This is a genomic window from Thioalkalivibrio sp. ALE12 (genome assembly GCF_000381105.1).
Taxonomy (GTDB): domain Bacteria; phylum Pseudomonadota; class Gammaproteobacteria; order Ectothiorhodospirales; family Ectothiorhodospiraceae; genus Thioalkalivibrio.
This window is the reverse complement of sequence record NZ_KB905906.1, coordinates 428,521-444,980: the sequence shown is the minus strand read 5'-3', so window position 1 is coordinate 444,980 and position 16,460 is coordinate 428,521. Positions and strand designations below refer to the sequence as shown.

Below are 16,460 nucleotides of genomic sequence, written 5' to 3'. Positions count from 1 at the left end.
GTGACGCAATCCATCATCGAACACTTCGAACTACCCGACGGCTTCCTCGAAGCCACGCCCGAGACGTTGCACCAGTGCGTGCCCGGCCCGGCCCTGATCCACCTGGAAGGCCAGCGCGAACCCGCGGTGGCCGTGGTCCTGTTGCTGCACGGCAACGAACCGGTGGGCCTGCACGCGGTACAGCAGCTCCTGCGTCATTACACCGGGCGGCCGCTGCCACGCGCCCTGACGCTGATCGTGGGCAACCCGCAGGCGGCGGCCGTCAATCAGCGCCACCTGGACGACCAGCCGGACTTCAATCGCATCTGGCCGGGCACCGAACAGGCCGGTTCGCGCGAGGCCGATGTCTTTGCCGCGCTCTGCCGCCGCCTGGAGGGACGCGGCCTGTTCGCCGCGATCGACCTGCACAACAACACCGGGCGCAATCCCCATTACGCCTGCATCAATCGCCTGGACCCCCCGTTTCTGAACCTGGCCGCGCTGTTCGGGCGCACCGTGGTCTACTTCACCCGGCCGCGCGGGGTCGCCTCCATGGCCCTGGCCCGCATCGCGCCGGCCGTCACCCTGGAGTGCGGCCACCCCGGTGACGCCGCCGGTGTGGACCACGCCCGCGAGATGATCGACGCAGTGCTGCATCTGGACCACTTCGCGCCCGAGCCGCCACGGGAGGGCGCCATCGAGCTCTTCCACACGGTGGCTCAAGTCCGGGTGCGTCCCGGCTTGCAGGCCGGGCTGGAGGCACAGCACGACGTGCGCCTGGAACCCGATCTCGACGGCCTGAACTTCCAGCTGCTGCCCGCCGGTTCCCGTCTAGTACAGGTGCACGAAGATGCCGACGAGCCGCTGGTCGCGATCGCCGAGGACGGCTCGGAGGTCACCGGGGAATATCTGGAGCGCGCCGGCCAGGAGATCCGGCTCAAGCGCCCGGCCATGCCGTCCATGCTCACACTGGACACCCGGGTCATCGCCCAGGACTGCCTGTGCTACCTGATGGAGCCGCTGTCCCTTCCCTGACGCGCCCCAGCGGCTGCCGTTGCGGCGGCCGCCACCCTACTTCTTGCTGCTGGCGCGGCGCTTCGACGCCGCCGTAGCCGCCTTGCCGCCGTCGTTCAGGCTGATGATCTGCGTCTTGCTCGTGCGGTGACGGTAGATCTCGCGCAGGTAACGGATCGCCTGCTTGACGTTCTCGCGGCTCAGACGGATGTCGTTGATCGAGACAAAGCTCTTCTCGTTGCTGCACATCTCGCGGTATTTCTTCTCGTACATCGGCTTGATCGCGTACCAGTTGGTATCGAGGATGCGCGTGGGGTTCTCGTGTTCGTTCAGCATCTCGTCGATGCGCGCCTCGTCGAACTCCTCGGCCCGGATGAGATCCAGCACCGCATGGTCCAGGGTGTCGTCGAAGCGCGTCTTGTCGTTGGCAAAGCAGCGCTTGATGTAGGCGACGAACAGGGTCAGGAAGTCGTCCGACAGGCACGGGCTCTTCACCACCAGGGTGGTCAGCGACAGATTGGCCGAGGCGCCAATAACCAGGGCGTAGCGCTTGAGCGTGGTATTCGGGAACAGGCCGTTCAGGTGGGACTTCAGGCGATTCAGGTCCATGTAGGACAGCTTGTAGTCCTTCGGCAGGGACAGAATCGTGACAATGGACGAGCAGTTCTTGAAGAAATGCAGATCGCGCAGGTGCGTCGCGTCCATGTCCGATTCCTTGTACCCCTTCAGTGCCTCGCGGTAGCGCGGGGCGTCGATCGGCAGCAGGCTGATCCCTTCGATGGCCTCGGTCTGCTTGTTGAAGTGGGGCAGGTCGATCGAGCGGAAGAACAAGTCGTCGATATCCAGCGCAGAGCTCTTGGAGGAAGCCTCCTCGCCAGTAGTCACCTCCGATTCCGCGTAGGCGACCGCAACCGGACCGGCCAGACTCATGAACAGGTCGTTGGCATCCAGGCGAATGGTTTCGCCGATATCCACCCCGGCACGCCGGAAGTAGTCCTCGTCGTAGTCGGTGGTCACCGCCTGCGCGGTCAGGATGTTGAAGATCTGCTGGGAGATGTACTGGTTGGCGTAACGCTCCATCGCGTTCACGTCGACGTGGCGGATGTTGCCGTCGTCGGTCTCCTCCGCGTAGCGCATGATGTCGTTGGATATCAGCATCATCGCGTTCCACGGCCGGATGCGATGCATCATGTCCTCGTCACGCGTCTCTTCGGCCTCGAAGTTGTAGGAGAAGTCCCATTCCTCCGCCAGGTACTTGCACAGCAGACGCCCCGCGTTGATGTGCAGCGCCTCGGACATCTCGACGCGGTTGTCCTGGATGTTCGGCAGGATGCAGATCCCCGCCGCGAAGATCGGCTCGAACACGAAGGAATGGTCGCGATTCGCGGCCTCGCGCTTCTCCAGCTTGGGATCGAAGGTCTTGCGCATATAGGAGTACTGCTGCGCGAGGCCGAATTCGGAGGCCATCCCGGAGCCGGTGCCGCCGCCGGCACTGAAGATATAGAAGTACAGTCGTGACTGATTCGCCTTGATACCGCAGGAATCGATCAGATAGGAATGGATGAACTTCCAGTCCTCGTTGGCGAACTGGTCGGTGTCCTTGTTCAGAATGATGCGCGCAAGGTACTGGCCCAGGATGGGGGCATTGCCCGCGCCACCCGCGTGCACCTCGGACAGGTCCATGATCTTCATCTTGTTGTAGTTGTCGATGAAGTTGTTCTGCCCCGCGCGGTTGGAGAAGCGGATGCGGCCCTCGATGTCCTTGTCGAGGTCGCCCAGCATCACCATCGGCTCGATCAGGAAGACGGGCTTCACCGCGTTGGCTGGCGGCAGATTCAGGCTCTTGCGAATCCAGCGCAGCGGACGGCCTTCCTTCTCGCGCCCACCGGCCTCCTCGTTATCCAGTTCGCGCAGATAGTTGGAGCGCGCACTGTGCACCAGCGCCGCCACGTCCAGCGCGATGTTCGAACCGCAGCGGCCAACGCCAATAAGACACACCGACGGGAAGAACTGCTGCTTTTGTTCCTCGGTCGGGCTGCCCTTGGTCAGGCGCGGGAAGACCGAATTGCGCAGGTGGTCCAGATTCTCGAGGATCCGGTCCAGATCGCGTTCGGTGAAGTAGTGGGGCTCGCCGCCGCGCTCGACCTGACCCTCCAGGACATTCGACCGCGCCGCGTTGCGCGGCTGGGTCGCCCGGGCCGCCCGCGATGGATTGCGGATCGAGGTCTCGGTATCGGCAGTCCGGGTCGCCTCCGGCTCGGTCTGCACTGCGTGGTCCATGTTCTCGCTGGTGTCTTCTGTCGGCATGGTCAACGACTCCTGCAGTCCGAGCGGCCGGAATAGGCCCCAAAAATGTGATGCAATTCCGTTTGTGCCCCGCACTAAAGCACGCAGGGGGGCATGTTTCAACCACGAGGAGGCACAAAGATGCGAAGGACGCCGTTCGCGGCATCCAGTCGGTCAGGATGACGTGATCATGCGAGCACCGGTCGGGCGACCGGCGGACAGACGGAGGCGGTCAGGCGTCGCGTTCGACGCGCTCGAGGACCTGGGCGACGTGATCACCCTTGCGGTAGTTGGGGAGGTCGCGCTGCATGTCGGCCAGCGCCTTCTCGCGCGCCTGTTCGCTGTCGTACCAGCGATAGGATTCCCAGTCCGGCCCCAGCAGGTGCGGCATGGCCATGGTGCTGCCTTCCGGCAGGCGGATGCGGATTCCGTAGCGTTTCATGGATTCGTCCGAGGTTGCTCCCTTGAGGGGCCGCCCGCGCGCAGGCACGCGACCCGGCGCGCAGTCTATCCGAGCCCCTGCATACCGGCAATACAACACCGCCCCACCCGGGGCCCCAAACAAAACAGGGGCTGCCATATCGCTGACAGCCCCTGTCCGGGATTCGATGGTGGCTACGCCCTGATTCGAACAGGGGACCCCATCATTATGAGTGATGTGCTCTAACCAGCTGAGCTACGTAGCCACGCGGGCTGCGAATTCTCCGGAGGCCGGCGCATAAAGTCAAGCCAGCGCGGCGCCGGGCGGGGTTCAGATCTGCAGGCGTTCGACCACGCGACCGTTCTTGAGGTGTTCTTCCAGGATCTCGTCGATGTCGCGCTCGTCCTGGTAGGTGTACCAGACGCCCTCCGGGTAGACCACCGCGACCGGACCCTCGTTGCAGCGATCCAGGCAACCGGCGGTGTTCACGCGTACCTGGCCCTTGCCGTGGATGCCCATGGCCTTGGCCTGGGTCTTGGCGTAGGCGCGCATCTCGGTCGCCCCGTGGTCCTCGCAGCAGTTGCCGTCCTCGCGGCAATTGGTGCAGAAGAAGATATGGCGCTGGTAGTAGCCCATGGAAGTCTCCAGTGATCCCTGCGGCTTATGATAACCCTGCCGCCCGCAACACGACGGATGGCAACGTTCGCGTCGGTGCCTTCAGCGCGCCGACGCTTCAGCGAAAGCGATAAACCAGACTGACGTCCGTGATGGTGTCGGTATTTTCCACGCCGGGCTCGACGTCGGTGTTGTGCTTGACGGTAAAGCTGGTGCGCAGGGACATCCGACTGGTGACATCCGCGGTCAGGGCGAGGATGTTCTCGATCTCGGTGTTGTCGCTGCCGGTCAGGATCAGCAACTCGTCGGTGAGACGGGCGTTCTCGCTGATCTCCCAGCGGAAGTTGCCGGCCAGGCGGCCGACCGGCTCGCTCTCGGTCTCGCCGGTGGTGCGGATGCGCACCTGGCGCATACCGGCACCGATCTCGCCGTCCAGCCGCACGCGTTCGCCGTCGATCAGGCGACGACCGTAACCGGCCGTGGCCGAGCCCTGGTAGTCGTAGTTGCTGAAGCGATCCCGCTCGTAGCGCAGCGCCCCGAACAGATAGTCGTGTTCGCCCAGCTTGCGGTCCGCCTGGTAGCCGGCGACGTAACGCTCGCCGGTGGTCTCGTCATCCTCCTCGTGGAAGTAGGCATCCAGCCGGATGCGATTCCGCCAGTCGATGGTGGTGTGCTCGGCGCGGAAGCGGCCCGTGGCCGTGGTGGATTCGGTGTTCCCCGTGGTCTTGGAAGCCCCCAGCTCGATGGTCGACTGCCAGCCTTCGGCCTCCCAGGCCAGGCCCTGCGAGACTGGTATGCTCAGCAGGATGAGCGAGGCAAACGCGGACCCGACGGGCCGAAACGAACGCACGAGCATGGGAAACCTCCCGGAATCAAATGAAGGCGAAACCCTAGCAAAGCCGCTGGGGGCATCGGACCAGCCCCTGAGATTCTCGGGGCTTTCCGCCGCCGACCAGTGCGTACACTGCGGGCTGTGCCTGCCGCACTGCCCGACCTATGGCTGGCACGGCGTCGAGGGCGACTCTCCGCGTGGACGACTGACCCTGATGCAGGGTCTGGCGCAAGGCCGGCTTGCGCCCGAATCCGAGCGCCTGCGCGGGCACCTCGAGGGGTGCCTGGGCTGTCGTTCCTGCGAGGCAGTGTGCCCGGCACGGGTGCCCTTCGGGGCGCTGATCGATCGCGCCCGCGAGATCCTCGACGAGCACCCGGCCACCCCGTCGCGGGCGGACCGCTGGCGGCACAGCGTCCAGCATCGGGCGCTGCTGCATCCAACCCTGCGCAGCCTTGGGGGACTGGTCGCGCGGACCGGTGCACGCCTGGGGGCGGAGCGCCTGCTCCCGCGCGGCGGCTGGGAACGCAGCCTCGCCCATACTCGGGACTCCCTGGCCCCCGCCCCCCGGCTGCGCCCAACCGCGACGCCGGACGACGCCGACGTCCTGCTGTTCACCGGCTGTATGGACCGCTTCTTTACCGGGCCCGACCTGGACGCGGCGCTGCACGTCCTCGAGGCCCTCGGTCTGCGCGTGGCGATCCCGCAGCGGCAGGTCTGCTGCGGCGCGCTGGATCAGCACACCGGCCATCGCGCGGCCGCGCAGGCCCTGCAGACACGAAACCTCGAGGCCTTTGGCGACGGGGATCAGCCAGTCATCGCCCTCGACAGTGGCTGCGAGGCCACGCTGCGCGAATACCCCGAAGGCACCCTGGGCCGGCGCAGCCTGAGCCTCACGCGCTTCCTGGCGCAGCACCTGGAAGCGGGCACCACCGCGGACCTCTGGGATGACACCCCCGTCCGGATCGCGCTGCATCTGCCCTGCACCCAGCGCAACGTCACCCGCGAGGCGCGCGAACTGCCCGCTTTGCTGGAGCGCCTGTCCGGGGTCTCCCTGACGCCTGTGGCCGGCGCACCGAATTGCTGCGGCGCGGGTGGCACCGCGATGCTGACCCAGCCGGCCATGGCGGACGGCCTGGGCACCGAGACGCTGCAGGCCCTGAGCCGGGGCGCGCCGGACGTCATCATCAGTCCGAATGTCGGGTGCAGCGTGCACCTGCGCGCCCTGGCCAGCGAGCAGGCCGGCGGGCCGGCCATCCTGTCACCCGCCCGCTTCCTGGCGCGGCGCCTGAAAAACCGCGCCCACGGCCCCGCTGGGCGCTGATCCCGGGCCCCGCTTGCGGTACCCTTGAGGGGTACGCCTTGATGCCCCAACCGGACCGGAACCATGCGCCGACTCTCCCCGCTGGATCACCTGATCAACCAGGCCGATGCCTTCGTCAAGGTCATCTCCGGCCAGGCCCGTTCCACCGGCCGCCCGTCGCCGGGCGGGGACGATATCGGCCCGCATCTGGAGGATCATGAGCGCGACCTGTCCACCCGTCTGATGCGCGTGAACCACGCCGGGGAAGTCGCGGCGCAGGGGCTTTACCAGGGCCAGACGCTGACCGCCCGCACCCCCGCGATCCGCGACCACCTGGACCAGGCCTCGCGCGAGGAGGGCGACCACCTGCACTGGTGCGCGCGCCGGGTGCACGACCTGGGCGGACGCACCAGCCTGCTGGGGCCGTTCTGGTATGTCGGCTCGTTTGGGATGGGCGCCCTGGCCGGCCTGACCGGCGACGCCTACAGCCTGGGCTTTATCGACGAGACCGAACGCCAGGTGGAACGTCACCTGGACCGCCACCTGGAGCGGCTGCCAGCACAGGACGAGGTCTCGGCACGCATCCTGGCGCAGATGAAGCAGGACGAGGTGGAACACGGCGCGCACGCCATGGCGCTGGGCGGCAAGGCGCCACCGTGGCCGGTGCGCAACCTGCTGATGCCCCTGACCTCCAGCGTGATGACGCGCACCGCCTACTGGATCTGATCCGCCAGGCGAGAGGACGGGCGTCGGGTGCCGCGCACAACGCGCGGCGCCTGCCGTCTCAGCTCGGGCGGCTCATGTTCTTGCCGTAGAAGATCTCCATCATCTCGTGCTTGAGCAGCTTGGAGATGCGCTTGGCCTCCTTGGCCGAGTAGTCGTCCTTGCCCAGCCCGAACAGGTAGCTGTCCAGATCAAAGTCCTTCAGCACCATCTTGGTGTGGAACAGGTACTCCTGGTACACGTTCACATCCACCATCTGGTACTTCTCCTTGGTGTCACGCGAGAGGAAGTCCTGGATGGAATTGATCTTGTGATCGATGAAGTGCTTCTTGCCGCGCACGTCGCGGGTGAAGCCGCGCACGCGGTAGTCCATGATCACGATGTCCGACTCGAAGCTGTGGATCAGGTAGTTCAGGGCGCGCAGCGGCGAGATGCGCCCGCAGGTGGACACGTCGATGTCCGCACGGAAGGTTGCGATCCCGCCCTCCGGGTGCGCCTCCGGGTAGGTGTGCACCGTGATGTGGCTCTTGTCCAGGTGACCGACCACCGTCTCCGGCAGCGGGCCTGGGCCCTCGGTGTAGCCGATCTTCTCGGTGGCAACCGGCTCTTCCGAGATCAGCATGGTCACCGACGCACCCTGCGGATCGTAGTCCTGGCGCGAGATATCGAGGATATTGGCCCCGATCAGATGGGCCACATCGGAGAGGATCTGCGTCAGCCGCTGGGCGTTGTACGCCTCGTCGATGTACGCGATGTATTCGTCGCGATGCCGGTCACCCGAGGCATAGCAGATATCGTAGATGTTGAAGCTCAGGCTCTTGGTCAGGTTATTGAAACCGTGGAGCTTGATCTGCTTCTTGTGACGAGGCATGGCGTGTCCTCTTGCCCGGGCCGCAGCGAGCGGCGAATTGTAGACGCCTCGGCCTCCGAGTCCAAGGAAAGAACCCGGGTTCCCGTTCAGCGCGGGGCCGGCCCCTCGACGATCTCGAAGTCGTGGGTCACCTTCGACGAGGCCCCCAGCATCAGCGAAGCCGAGCAATACTTCTCGGCCGAGAGCCCGACCGCGCGTCCCACCTGCTTTTCCGACAGGTCATGGCCGTACACCCGGAAATGCACGTGGATATCGGTAAAGACCTTGGGCACGGTCTCCGCCCGGGTGCCTTCGACCGTCACCTCGCAGTCCAGCACCTGCTGGCGCGCCTTTTTCAGCATCGCAATCACGTCGAAGCTGGTACAACCGCCCATCCCCAGCAGCAGCATCTCCATCGGCCGCGCGCCCAGGTTGCGGCCGCCCGCGTCCGGCGCGCCGTCCATCACCACCGCATGACCGCTGTCGGTCTCGCCGACAAAGGCCACCTGGTCCAGCCATTTCACTTTCACCTGCATCGCGCTCGTCCTTTAAAGAGGTGCCAATCAATGAACCAGTGCTCCCTTCCTGCTGTTGGATGAAGGGATCCATGCCTATACTGCAGAGGGACTCTACTCAGGGCGGACCTGCTGCACAAAATCAGTGGCCTGTCGGCGGATTTTGTGAACGGTTCCAGCCACCCCGGCGTGCGGGGGCCAGATGCTGCATTACACTGGCGCACATCCACAGGAAGCTGCTATCGGACGTGACCATGGAAGCCTTGAACAACCCGTTCGTCTACCGCCCGGCCCAGCCGTCGCCCGCGCTGGAGCGTTTTCTCGGCTACTGCCACCGCCGCCAGTACCGCAAGCGCACCACCATCATCCATTCGGGCACGGTTCCCGACACGCTGTACTACGTCGTCAGCGGCTCGGTCTCGGTACTGGGCGAGAACAACGGGCACGAGCTGGTGCTGGCCTATCTGAACAAGGGCGAGTTCTTCGGTGAGCTGGGCATGTTCGAGGACGACCCGCGCAGCGCGACCGTCACCACCCGCGAGGACACCGAGACCGCGGAGATCCCCTACACCCAGTTCCGCGAGATCGTCCAGCGCGACCCCGAGATCCTGATGCTGCTGACCAGCCAGATCGCCACCCGCCTGCGTCAGACCTCGCGCAAGGTGATGGACCTCGCGTTCGTCGACGTCACCGGCCGTATCGCCCACACCCTGCTGGATCTCGCCCGCCAGCCCGACGCGATGACCCACCCGGACGGCATGCAGCTGCGCATCACCCGCCAGGAGATCGCGCGCATTGTCGGCTGCTCGCGCGAGATGGCCGGTCGCGTGCTGAAGGATCTGGAAGAGCGCGGCCTGATCACCGCGCACGGCAAGACCATCGTGGTCTTCGGCACGCGCTGACGCCCGTGCCGCCGCGCCGGGCCCTGCGGCCGGAAAGGGCGTAGTACCTGGCCACCGCCTCCAGCCTGAAGGCACGACGCCCCGCTGGAGGCGGTTACGATTCGCCGCGGAACAACTGCCCCAGGGCCTTGCCCGGATCCTCGGTCCGCATAAAGGCCTCGCCCACCAGGAAGGCATGGATCCCGGCAGCCTGCATGCGCGCGACGTCCTCGCGGGTGTGGATGCCGCTCTCGGTTACCAGCAGCGCGCCCTCCGGCGCCTGATCCTTCAGCTCCAGCGTGGTTTCCAGTCGGGTCTCGAAGCTGTGCAGGTCGCGGTTGTTGATGCCGATCAGGTCGGCGCCGATCTTCCTCGCCCGTTCCAGCTCCTCGGCATCATGCACCTCCACCAGGGCATCCATGCCCAGCTCGCGGGTCAGGAAGTACAGCTCGTGCAGGGCCGTGTCGTCCAGCGCCGCGGCGATCAGCAGCACGCAGTCCGCCCCCAGCACCCGCGCCTCGTAGACCTGATAGAGGTCGATCACGAAGTCCTTGCGCAGGATCGGCAGCTGGCAGGCCACGCGCGCATCGCGCAGGTCGCCATCGCGCCCCTTGAAGAAGTCCACGTCGGTCAGCACCGACAGGCAGGTGGCCCCGTGTTCCTCGTAGCTGCGGGCGAAGGCCTCCGGGTTGAAGTTGGGGCTGATCTGGCCCTGACTCGGGCTGGCCTTCTTGATCTCCGCGATCACCGCGGCGCGGCCGGCGTCGATGTCGCGCTGCAATGCCGCGCGGAACCCCCGCGGCGCAGGCGCCGAGCCCATCCAGCCGCGCAGCTCGCGCAGCGGCCAGAACGCCTCGCGCTCCTTCAGCTCCTCGCGCTTGCGCTCCAGGATGCGCTGCAGGATATCGGGTACTGCGTTGGCTTCGGTCATTGTGCTTCCTTGTTTGCCAGTCGTGCGCTGGTCGCCTGCAGGCGCTCCAGCCGTTCGCGGGCCGCGCCGGAGTCGATGGCCCGGGCGGCGGCCTCGACGCCCGCGGCCAGCCTGTCCGCGCCACCGCCGGCGTAGATCGCCGCCCCGGCGTTCAGCAGCACGATGTCACGCGCCGCGCCCACCTGACCGTCCAGCACGCCGCGCAGCATGTCGGCCGAGGCCTCCACGCTGTCGACGCGCACGGCATCCAGTGCGGTGGTCGCCAGCCCGAAGTCCTCCGGACGGATGGTGTATTCCCGGATCTCGCCGTCCCTGAGCTCGGCCACCCGGGTGGGCGACGCGATGCTGATCTCGTCCAGGCCGTCCTCGGCATGCACCACCAGCACATGCTCGCTGCCCAGGCCCTTCAGGGCCTCGGCCAGCGGCCGCACCCAGGCATCCGAGAACACGCCGAGCACCTGGTTCGGCGCCCCGGCCGGGTTGGTCAGAGGCCCCAGCACATTGAACAGCGTGCGCACGCCGAGCTCCTTGCGCGGCCCGATCGCGTGTTTCATCGCGCCATGATGGGCCGGGGCAAACAGGAAGCCGACGCCGACCTCCTCGATGCAGGACCCGACCGCCTCCGGCGACAGCCCGAGATGGATCCCCAGGTGCTCCAGAACATCGGCGGAGCCGGATTTCGACGAAACCGAACGGTTGCCGTGCTTGGCCACCCGCACGCCACCGGCCGCCGCGACCAGCGCCGAGGCGGTGGAGATATTGAAGGTACCGGAGGCGTCGCCGCCGGTGCCGCAGGTATCCACCAGCCCGGTTCGCGGCACGTCCACCCGAGTGGCCAGCGAGCGCATCACGCCGGCCGCCGCGCGGATCTCCTCGATCGTCTCGCCCTTCATGCGCAGGGCCACCAGGAACCCCCCGATCTGGGCATCGGTGGCCTCGCCGGTCATCACCGCCTGCATCACCGCGGTCATGGTTGCCGCGTCCAGGTCCTGGCGCTCGATGAGAGCCGCTATCGCTTGTTGCACCGTCACGGGTTGCTCCTGCGGAAAATCGAAGCCGTTAGTTTAACGTCCGCGCCGGGGCGCGACGACCACGCGCCTCCGGGCCGCTCCACCACAGCAGCGCCGCGGCGGCCCAGATTACCAGCGACCCGCCGATCAGCCACGGCAGGTGGTCGTCCAGTCGGTCCACCAGGAACAGCGCCAGCAGGGCACTGAACCCCAGTTGCAGGAAGGCCTGCATGGCCGAGGCCATGCCACGGGCGCCCGGATAGCAGTCCAGCGCCAGCAGGTTCAGCGACGGAACGGCCGTGGCCAGGGAAAAGCTGTACAGCGCGAACGGGAGCGTCACCGCGACCACCGAACCCTCGGTGAGGATCCCCAGCGCCACCAGCGCCAGCGAGATCCCGGCCAGCCCCACGCCGATACTGATCGCCAGCGGCGGACTCAACAGACTGGCGGTGCGCCCGGCCACAAAACCGCCCACCACCAGGCCGCCCACCAGCGGCAGGAAGAGCCACCAGAAGTCCTGTTCCTGTCCGCCCAGGTGGACATAGATCACCGTTGGCGAGGCGGCGACGAACAGGAACATCGCCCCGAACAGCCCGGCATGTACCAGGGCCGGGCGCAGGAACGGCGGGTTGCGCAGGGTCCCGAGATACCCCCGCAGGATCAGAGCCGGCTTGCCCGAGGCACGGCCGACCGGTGGCAGGGTCTCCGGCAGCCAGGCCCGGATCGCCAGCAACAGGATCACGCCGTACAGGGTCAGGAACAGGAATACCGAGCGCCAGCCGAACCCCGCCTGCAGATAGCCGCCGACAATCGGGGCGGCCGCCGGGCCAATCGCGAACATCATGGTGATCAGCGCCAGTACACGGCGCGCATCGGTGGCCTCGAAGCGATCGCGCACCACTGCACGCCCGACCACAATCCCGGCCGCCGCGGACAGCCCCTGGGCCACCCGCAACCCGATCACCTGCCAGTACTCCACCGCCAGCACCAGCAGCAGCGAGCTGAGCACGTAGCCGGCGAGCGCCCACAGAACGACCGGGCGCCGACCGAAGGTATCCGACAGCGGACCAGCCACCAGGGTGGCGAGCGCAAAGGCGACCAGGTACGCCGACAGGGTCGCCTGCATCGCGCCGGAGTCGACCCGCAGGGCCTCCGCCATCGCCGGGAACGAAGGCAGATAGGTATCCAGCGAGAACGGCGCCAGCATCGACAGCGGCGCCACCAGCAACGCGAAGCGCCACCGGGTGCGTCGAGTCTGGGTCACGCCGGCTGGGGCAGGCGACGGAGGAAGTTGTCGAGCAGTTCGTGGCCCTGGCGGGTCAGGATGGATTCCGGGTGGAACTGCACGCCCTCGACGTCCAGTTCGCGGTGGCGCAGGCCCATGATCTCGTCGCGCGCGCCGTCCTCGCGCTGGGTCCAGGCGGTAACCTCCAGGCACTCCGGCAGCGAGGACGACTCGACCACCAGCGAGTGGTAGCGCGTGGCCTCCAGCGGATTCTCGAGCCCGGCGAACACCCCCACCCCGGTGTGATATACCGGCGAGGTCTTGCCGTGCATGATCTCGCGGGCGCGCACCACGCGCCCGCCGAAGACCTGGCCGATCGCCTGGTGCCCGAGACAGACTCCGAGGATCGGGATCGCGCCGGCGAAGCGCCGGATCACCTCCAGCGATACCCCGGCCTCGTTCGGCGTGCAGGGTCCCGGCGAGATCACGATCCCCTCGGGGGCGAGTTCCGCGATCCCGTCCGGGGTGATGCAGTCGTTGCGGTGGACCACCACCTCGGCCCCCAGCTCGCCCAGATACTGGACCAGGTTGAAGGTGAACGAATCGTAGTTGTCGAGCATCAGGATCATGTCGAACGTCCCTGCAGAACGGAGGAAACAGGACCGCTACGCGAATCGATGTTCACGCGCGTGGAGCGGACAGGGCCCAGCATAACCCGGCCCCGGGTCCGCCGGCCCGCAACCGCATGGGCGCTGGCGAAACCCGGCACGCTCATCGCGGCAACAGCAGCGCGGCCAGCAGGGTGCCGTCGGCGGCCTCCAGCCGGTGCCCGCCGGGGCTCGGCAGGGTATGCGCCCGGCCGCGCAGGGCCGGGAGACGATTCATGTCCTGACTGGCCGCATCCACCCACGGGTCGGCCAGGCGCACCACTGACACGTAGCGGATGGGCGGGTGTTCCCGCGTATTCAGCCACTCGAGGTGGGCCGCATCCGGCGAGGTGCCCTCCGGCCCCCAGAGACCCTCGCGCCGGTGCATACCCTCGATCCCGATAAACGGGGCATACAACCCCAGGGCCGAATCGGCCAGCGCATCCGTCACCGAACGCGCCAGGGCGGACCAGCCGCTCCCCGCATGCGGAGCGGAAAACGTCACCAGAGTGGAGATTGCCGGGTGCGGCTGGCGCACCAGCAGCTCGCGCGCCACAACACCGCCACTGGAATGCCCGACCAGCACCAGTTCCTGCCCCGGATGGCGCCGCGCCAGGGCCTCGACGACCTGACCCAGCGCCCGCGCGCGCTCGGGCGGCACTCCGCCCGCCGGCAGGTCCACGGTATAGAACTGGCGCGGGGCCGGGTCGGGAGCACGATCGAACCAGGGGGCCTCCGGCCGAGCCCGGGCCCGGCCGCCATCGGCATACCCGGCGGCGTTCAGGGCCGCGGTGACGCCGGCATGGCGAAAGCCGTCGCCGCGATCCCAGCCACCGGGCACCAGCACCACGATCTGCGCCGCCGCCAGCCCCGGTAGCAGCCATACCAGCAGCGCCAGCAACAAAATGCAAAGGCGGCCGCGCATAGTTGGTCCTCTCAGTCGCGGTGGCGCCGGGGCCCCAGGCCACCCAGGGCGGTCTCGGCCGCGCGCACCACCGCACGTCCCTTGTTCAGGGTCTCCTGCCACTCGCTCTCGGGTACCGAGTCGTGCACCACGCCGGCCCCGGCCTGGATATGCAGCTCGCCGTCGTGCAGCACGGCCGTGCGGATGGCGATCGCGGTGTCCATGTTGCCGGACCAGGAGAGGTAGCCGACCGCGCCGGAGTACGGGCCGCGCTTGACCGGTTCCAGCTCGTCGATGATCTCCAGTGCCCGGATCTTCGGCGCACCGGAGACCGTCCCGGCGGGGAAGGTCGCGCGCAGCACATCCATCGGCGAGTGCCCCGGGGCCAGTCGGCCCTCCACGTTGGAGACGATGTGCATCACGTGCGAATAGCGCTCGATGCTCATGGTGTCGGTCACCTCCACCGAGCCGATCTCGCAGACCCGGCCGACGTCGTTGCGCCCGAGGTCGATCAGCATCAGGTGCTCGGCGCGCTCCTTCGGGTCCGCCAGCAGTTCGGCCTCCAGCGCGCGGTCTTCCTCCTCGGTGCGCCCGCGCGGGCGGGTCCCGGCGATCGGGCGCACGGTCACGCGGTCGTCCTCCAGGCGCACCAGGATCTCCGGCGAGGCCCCGACCACGTGGTGGTCGTCGAGGTCCAGGTAGTACATGTACGGCGAGGGGTTCAGCGCGCGCAGGGCGCGGTACAGGTCCAGCGGCGGCGCGGAGAATGGCACGCTCATGCGCTGCGCCAGCACCACCTGCATCACGTCGCCGTCCATGATGTATTCCTGCGCCCGCGCGACCGCGGTCTGGAAGCCCTCGGCCGACCAGCCCGGCACGTACTCCGGCACCGCATGCGGATGCGGCGGATCCTCCGGGGGCACCAGGGGCTCGCCCAGACGGGTCTCCAGCTCATCCAAACGCGTGGCCGCCACGGCCTGGCCATCGGCCTGGGTCGCATCGGCGTGCACCACCAGGTACAGCCGGCCGGAGAGGTTGTCGTAGACCACGACCTCCTCCGAGACCATCAGCAGGATGTCCGGCAGCCCCAGGGCATCGGGCTTTTCCGGGCCTTCCAGGCGCGGCTCGATCAGGCGCACGGTCTCGAACCCGAAATAGCCGACCAGACCACCGGTGAAGCGCGGCAGGCCCGGCAGTTCGGCCACCTTGAAGCGCGCCTGGTAGGCCTCGACCCAGGCCAGCGGGTCGGTCTCCGTGGTCTGTTCGACCACCTCGCCATCGGTCTCCACCGTGATGTCATGGCCGTGCACCCGCACGCGGGTGCGTGCCGGCAGCCCGATAAAGGAATACCGACCCCAGCGCTCCCCGCCCTGCACCGACTCGAACAGGTAGGAGTACGGCCGGTTGGCCAGCTTCAGGAAGATGGACAGCGGGGTTTCGAGATCCGCCAGGACCTCGCGCACCAGCGGGATGCGGTTATAGCCCTCGCGGGCCAGCTGATCGAACTGTTCGGGGGTCATCACAACGGTTCCTGACAAGGGGGACGGACGGCGCGGCGGATCATTCGCCGTCTCGCCATCGCTCCGTTGTCCGGTCCGTTGCAATCATGGGTCCGTGTTTCCCTAGGCCGCCCGAGCGGGCAGCAGTCCGGGCAGCTCGTCCAGCCGGTCGAGAACCGCGTCCGGGTTCTCGTCGCGGATGTCGTCGCCGTGATTGTAGCCGTAGGTCATGCAGACGATCTGGAAGCCGGCCGCGCGTGCCGCCTTCACGTCGCTCTTCGAGTCCCCGACCATCAGCGCCTCGGAGGGGTCTACACCCAACTCCTTCGCCGCATGCAGCAGCGGCGCCGGGTCCGGTTTCTTCTGCGGCAGGGCGTCGCCGGCGACCACGATCTCGAAGTCGTCGAGGATGCCCTTCTCGCGCAGCAGCGGCACCGTGAAGCGCTCGGCCTTGTTGGTCACGCAGCCCAGGCGGAAGCCCGCGGCCTTCAGCTGGTCCAGCCCCTCGCGCACGCCCGGGTACAGTGGCGAGCGCCCGGCGGTGTTCTCCTGGTAGATGCGCATGAAGACGGGCAATGCCCGCTCGAAGGCCTCCGGGTCCGGCTCGCCCTCGAGGTCGTTCACCAACGCCCGCTTGACCAACCGTTCCACCCCGTTGCCGACCCAGTTGCGCACGGCCGGCTCGCCGCGTTCGGGCAGCCCCAGCTCGCGCATCATCGCGTCCACGCTGTAGGCCAGGTCCGGCACGCTGTCGATCAGCGTGCCGTCCAGGTCGATCAGGATCATGCGGGGGCGTTTCAGGGACATCCCGGTCTCCAGTGGCCGTCG

17 protein-coding genes and 1 tRNA gene are annotated in these 16,460 nt (G+C 67.4%); 4 read left to right on the top strand and 14 right to left on the bottom strand.

The window, feature by feature from the left end; genetic code table 11:
- Complete coding sequence (locus tag F614_RS0105425) at positions 1-1,014, top strand: M14 family metallopeptidase (protein WP_018881703.1); 1,014 nt, start codon at positions 1-3, stop codon at positions 1,012-1,014.
- 36 nt (positions 1,015-1,050) lie between these two features.
- Here the strand turns inward: F614_RS0105425 and F614_RS0105420 are convergent, their stop codons facing one another.
- The 5 genes from F614_RS0105420 to F614_RS0105400 all read right to left on the bottom strand — a co-directional run bounded on the left by F614_RS0105420 (position 1,051) and on the right by F614_RS0105400 (position 5,171).
- On the bottom strand, positions 1,051-3,300 hold the full coding sequence (locus F614_RS0105420; RefSeq protein ID WP_018875990.1) for a hypothetical protein: 2,250 nt from the start codon (positions 3,298-3,300) through the stop codon (positions 1,051-1,053).
- A gap of 211 nt (positions 3,301-3,511) precedes the next feature.
- Positions 3,512-3,721: a hypothetical protein gene (locus tag F614_RS0105415; RefSeq protein WP_018865916.1), complete on the bottom strand. Its 210-nt coding sequence runs from the start codon at positions 3,719-3,721 to the stop codon at positions 3,512-3,514.
- Positions 3,722-3,888: 167 nt separating this feature from the next.
- Positions 3,889-3,965: transfer RNA gene (locus F614_RS0105410), tRNA-Met, on the bottom strand.
- Positions 3,966-4,030: 65 nt separating this feature from the next.
- Positions 4,031-4,336: a ferredoxin gene (locus F614_RS0105405; protein ID WP_018865917.1), complete on the bottom strand. Its 306-nt coding sequence runs from the start codon at positions 4,334-4,336 to the stop codon at positions 4,031-4,033.
- Positions 4,337-4,433: 97 nt separating this feature from the next.
- Positions 4,434-5,171 carry a YdiY family protein gene (locus F614_RS0105400; RefSeq protein WP_018865918.1) on the bottom strand — a complete coding sequence of 246 codons (738 nt, stop codon included), beginning with the start codon at positions 5,169-5,171 and terminating at the stop codon, positions 4,434-4,436.
- On the opposite strand from F614_RS0105400, the gene F614_RS0105395 reads away from it, so the two are divergent.
- Positions 5,170-6,468 carry a (Fe-S)-binding protein gene (locus F614_RS0105395; RefSeq protein WP_081619682.1) on the top strand — a complete coding sequence of 433 codons (1,299 nt, stop codon included), beginning with the start codon at positions 5,170-5,172 and terminating at the stop codon, positions 6,466-6,468. The genes F614_RS0105400 and F614_RS0105395 overlap by 2 nt on opposite strands.
- 63 nt (positions 6,469-6,531) lie before the next feature.
- Positions 6,532-7,173, top strand: a complete 642-nt coding sequence (gene coq7, locus F614_RS0105390) for a 2-polyprenyl-3-methyl-6-methoxy-1,4-benzoquinone monooxygenase (RefSeq protein WP_019558419.1) — start codon at positions 6,532-6,534, stop codon at positions 7,171-7,173.
- Positions 7,174-7,231: 58 nt separating this feature from the next.
- Here coq7 and speD read toward each other — a convergent pair whose 3' ends face one another.
- A complete protein-coding gene (gene speD / locus F614_RS0105385; RefSeq protein ID WP_017942843.1) occupies positions 7,232-8,041 on the bottom strand; it encodes an adenosylmethionine decarboxylase in 810 nt (269 codons plus the stop codon).
- Positions 8,042-8,127: 86 nt separating this feature from the next.
- Complete coding sequence (locus F614_RS0105380) at positions 8,128-8,556, bottom strand: OsmC family protein (protein ID WP_019558418.1); 429 nt, start codon at positions 8,554-8,556, stop codon at positions 8,128-8,130.
- A 233-nt stretch (positions 8,557-8,789) separates the two neighbouring features.
- Here F614_RS0105380 and crp point away from each other — a divergent pair, with 233 nt between their 5' ends.
- A complete protein-coding gene (crp, locus tag F614_RS0105375; protein ID WP_018865922.1) occupies positions 8,790-9,437 on the top strand; it encodes a cAMP-activated global transcriptional regulator CRP in 648 nt (215 codons plus the stop codon).
- A gap of 94 nt (positions 9,438-9,531) precedes the next feature.
- Here the strand turns inward: crp and trpC are convergent, their stop codons facing one another.
- The 7 genes from trpC to F614_RS0105340 all read right to left on the bottom strand — a co-directional run bounded on the left by trpC (position 9,532) and on the right by F614_RS0105340 (position 16,439).
- Positions 9,532-10,347 (bottom strand): indole-3-glycerol phosphate synthase TrpC, encoded by an 816-nt coding sequence (trpC, locus tag F614_RS0105370; protein ID WP_018877234.1) that lies wholly within the window; start codon positions 10,345-10,347, stop codon positions 9,532-9,534.
- Complete coding sequence (trpD, locus tag F614_RS0105365; RefSeq protein WP_019558417.1) at positions 10,344-11,378, bottom strand: anthranilate phosphoribosyltransferase; 1,035 nt, start codon at positions 11,376-11,378, stop codon at positions 10,344-10,346. Before trpD ends, trpC begins: the two co-directional genes overlap by 4 nt.
- Before the next feature lie 28 nt (positions 11,379-11,406).
- Complete coding sequence (locus tag F614_RS0105360; RefSeq protein WP_018875973.1) at positions 11,407-12,585, bottom strand: multidrug effflux MFS transporter; 1,179 nt, start codon at positions 12,583-12,585, stop codon at positions 11,407-11,409.
- Between the two features lie 32 nt (positions 12,586-12,617).
- Positions 12,618-13,211: an aminodeoxychorismate/anthranilate synthase component II gene (locus F614_RS0105355; RefSeq protein ID WP_018865926.1), complete on the bottom strand. Its 594-nt coding sequence runs from the start codon at positions 13,209-13,211 to the stop codon at positions 12,618-12,620.
- Between the two features lie 142 nt (positions 13,212-13,353).
- Complete coding sequence (locus tag F614_RS0105350; protein WP_019558416.1) at positions 13,354-14,154, bottom strand: triacylglycerol lipase; 801 nt, start codon at positions 14,152-14,154, stop codon at positions 13,354-13,356.
- Positions 14,155-14,165: 11 nt separating this feature from the next.
- Entirely contained in the window at positions 14,166-15,653 is a 1,488-nt protein-coding gene (gene trpE, locus F614_RS0105345) for an anthranilate synthase component I (protein WP_018865928.1), read from the bottom strand.
- A gap of 102 nt (positions 15,654-15,755) precedes the next feature.
- Positions 15,756-16,439 (bottom strand): phosphoglycolate phosphatase, encoded by a 684-nt coding sequence (locus F614_RS0105340; protein WP_018865929.1) that lies wholly within the window; start codon positions 16,437-16,439, stop codon positions 15,756-15,758.
- Positions 16,440-16,460: the final 21 nt, after the last annotated feature.

Coding starts and splice junctions, on each gene's coding strand:
- F614_RS0105400 (WP_018865918.1), bottom strand. CDS start 5,171: ATGCTCGTGCGTTCGTTTCGGCCCGTCGGGTCCGCGTTTGCCTCGCTC.
- F614_RS0105395 (WP_081619682.1), top strand. CDS start 5,170: ATGGGAAACCTCCCGGAATCAAATGAAGGCGAAACCCTAGCAAAGCCG.
- F614_RS0105350 (WP_019558416.1), bottom strand. CDS start 14,154: ATGCGCGGCCGCCTTTGCATTTTGTTGCTGGCGCTGCTGGTATGGCTG.
- F614_RS0105355 (WP_018865926.1), bottom strand. CDS start 13,211: ATGATCCTGATGCTCGACAACTACGATTCGTTCACCTTCAACCTGGTC.
- F614_RS0105420 (WP_018875990.1), bottom strand. CDS start 3,300: ATGCCGACAGAAGACACCAGCGAGAACATGGACCACGCAGTGCAGACC.
- F614_RS0105340 (WP_018865929.1), bottom strand. CDS start 16,439: ATGTCCCTGAAACGCCCCCGCATGATCCTGATCGACCTGGACGGCACG.
- trpE (WP_018865928.1), bottom strand. CDS start 15,653: ATGACCCCCGAACAGTTCGATCAGCTGGCCCGCGAGGGCTATAACCGC.
- F614_RS0105415 (WP_018865916.1), bottom strand. CDS start 3,721: ATGAAACGCTACGGAATCCGCATCCGCCTGCCGGAAGGCAGCACCATG.
- crp (WP_018865922.1), top strand. CDS start 8,790: ATGGAAGCCTTGAACAACCCGTTCGTCTACCGCCCGGCCCAGCCGTCG.
- F614_RS0105405 (WP_018865917.1), bottom strand. CDS start 4,336: ATGGGCTACTACCAGCGCCATATCTTCTTCTGCACCAATTGCCGCGAG.
- coq7 (WP_019558419.1), top strand. CDS start 6,532: ATGCGCCGACTCTCCCCGCTGGATCACCTGATCAACCAGGCCGATGCC.
- F614_RS0105380 (WP_019558418.1), bottom strand. CDS start 8,556: ATGCAGGTGAAAGTGAAATGGCTGGACCAGGTGGCCTTTGTCGGCGAG.
- trpC (WP_018877234.1), bottom strand. CDS start 10,347: ATGACCGAAGCCAACGCAGTACCCGATATCCTGCAGCGCATCCTGGAG.
- speD (WP_017942843.1), bottom strand. CDS start 8,041: ATGCCTCGTCACAAGAAGCAGATCAAGCTCCACGGTTTCAATAACCTG.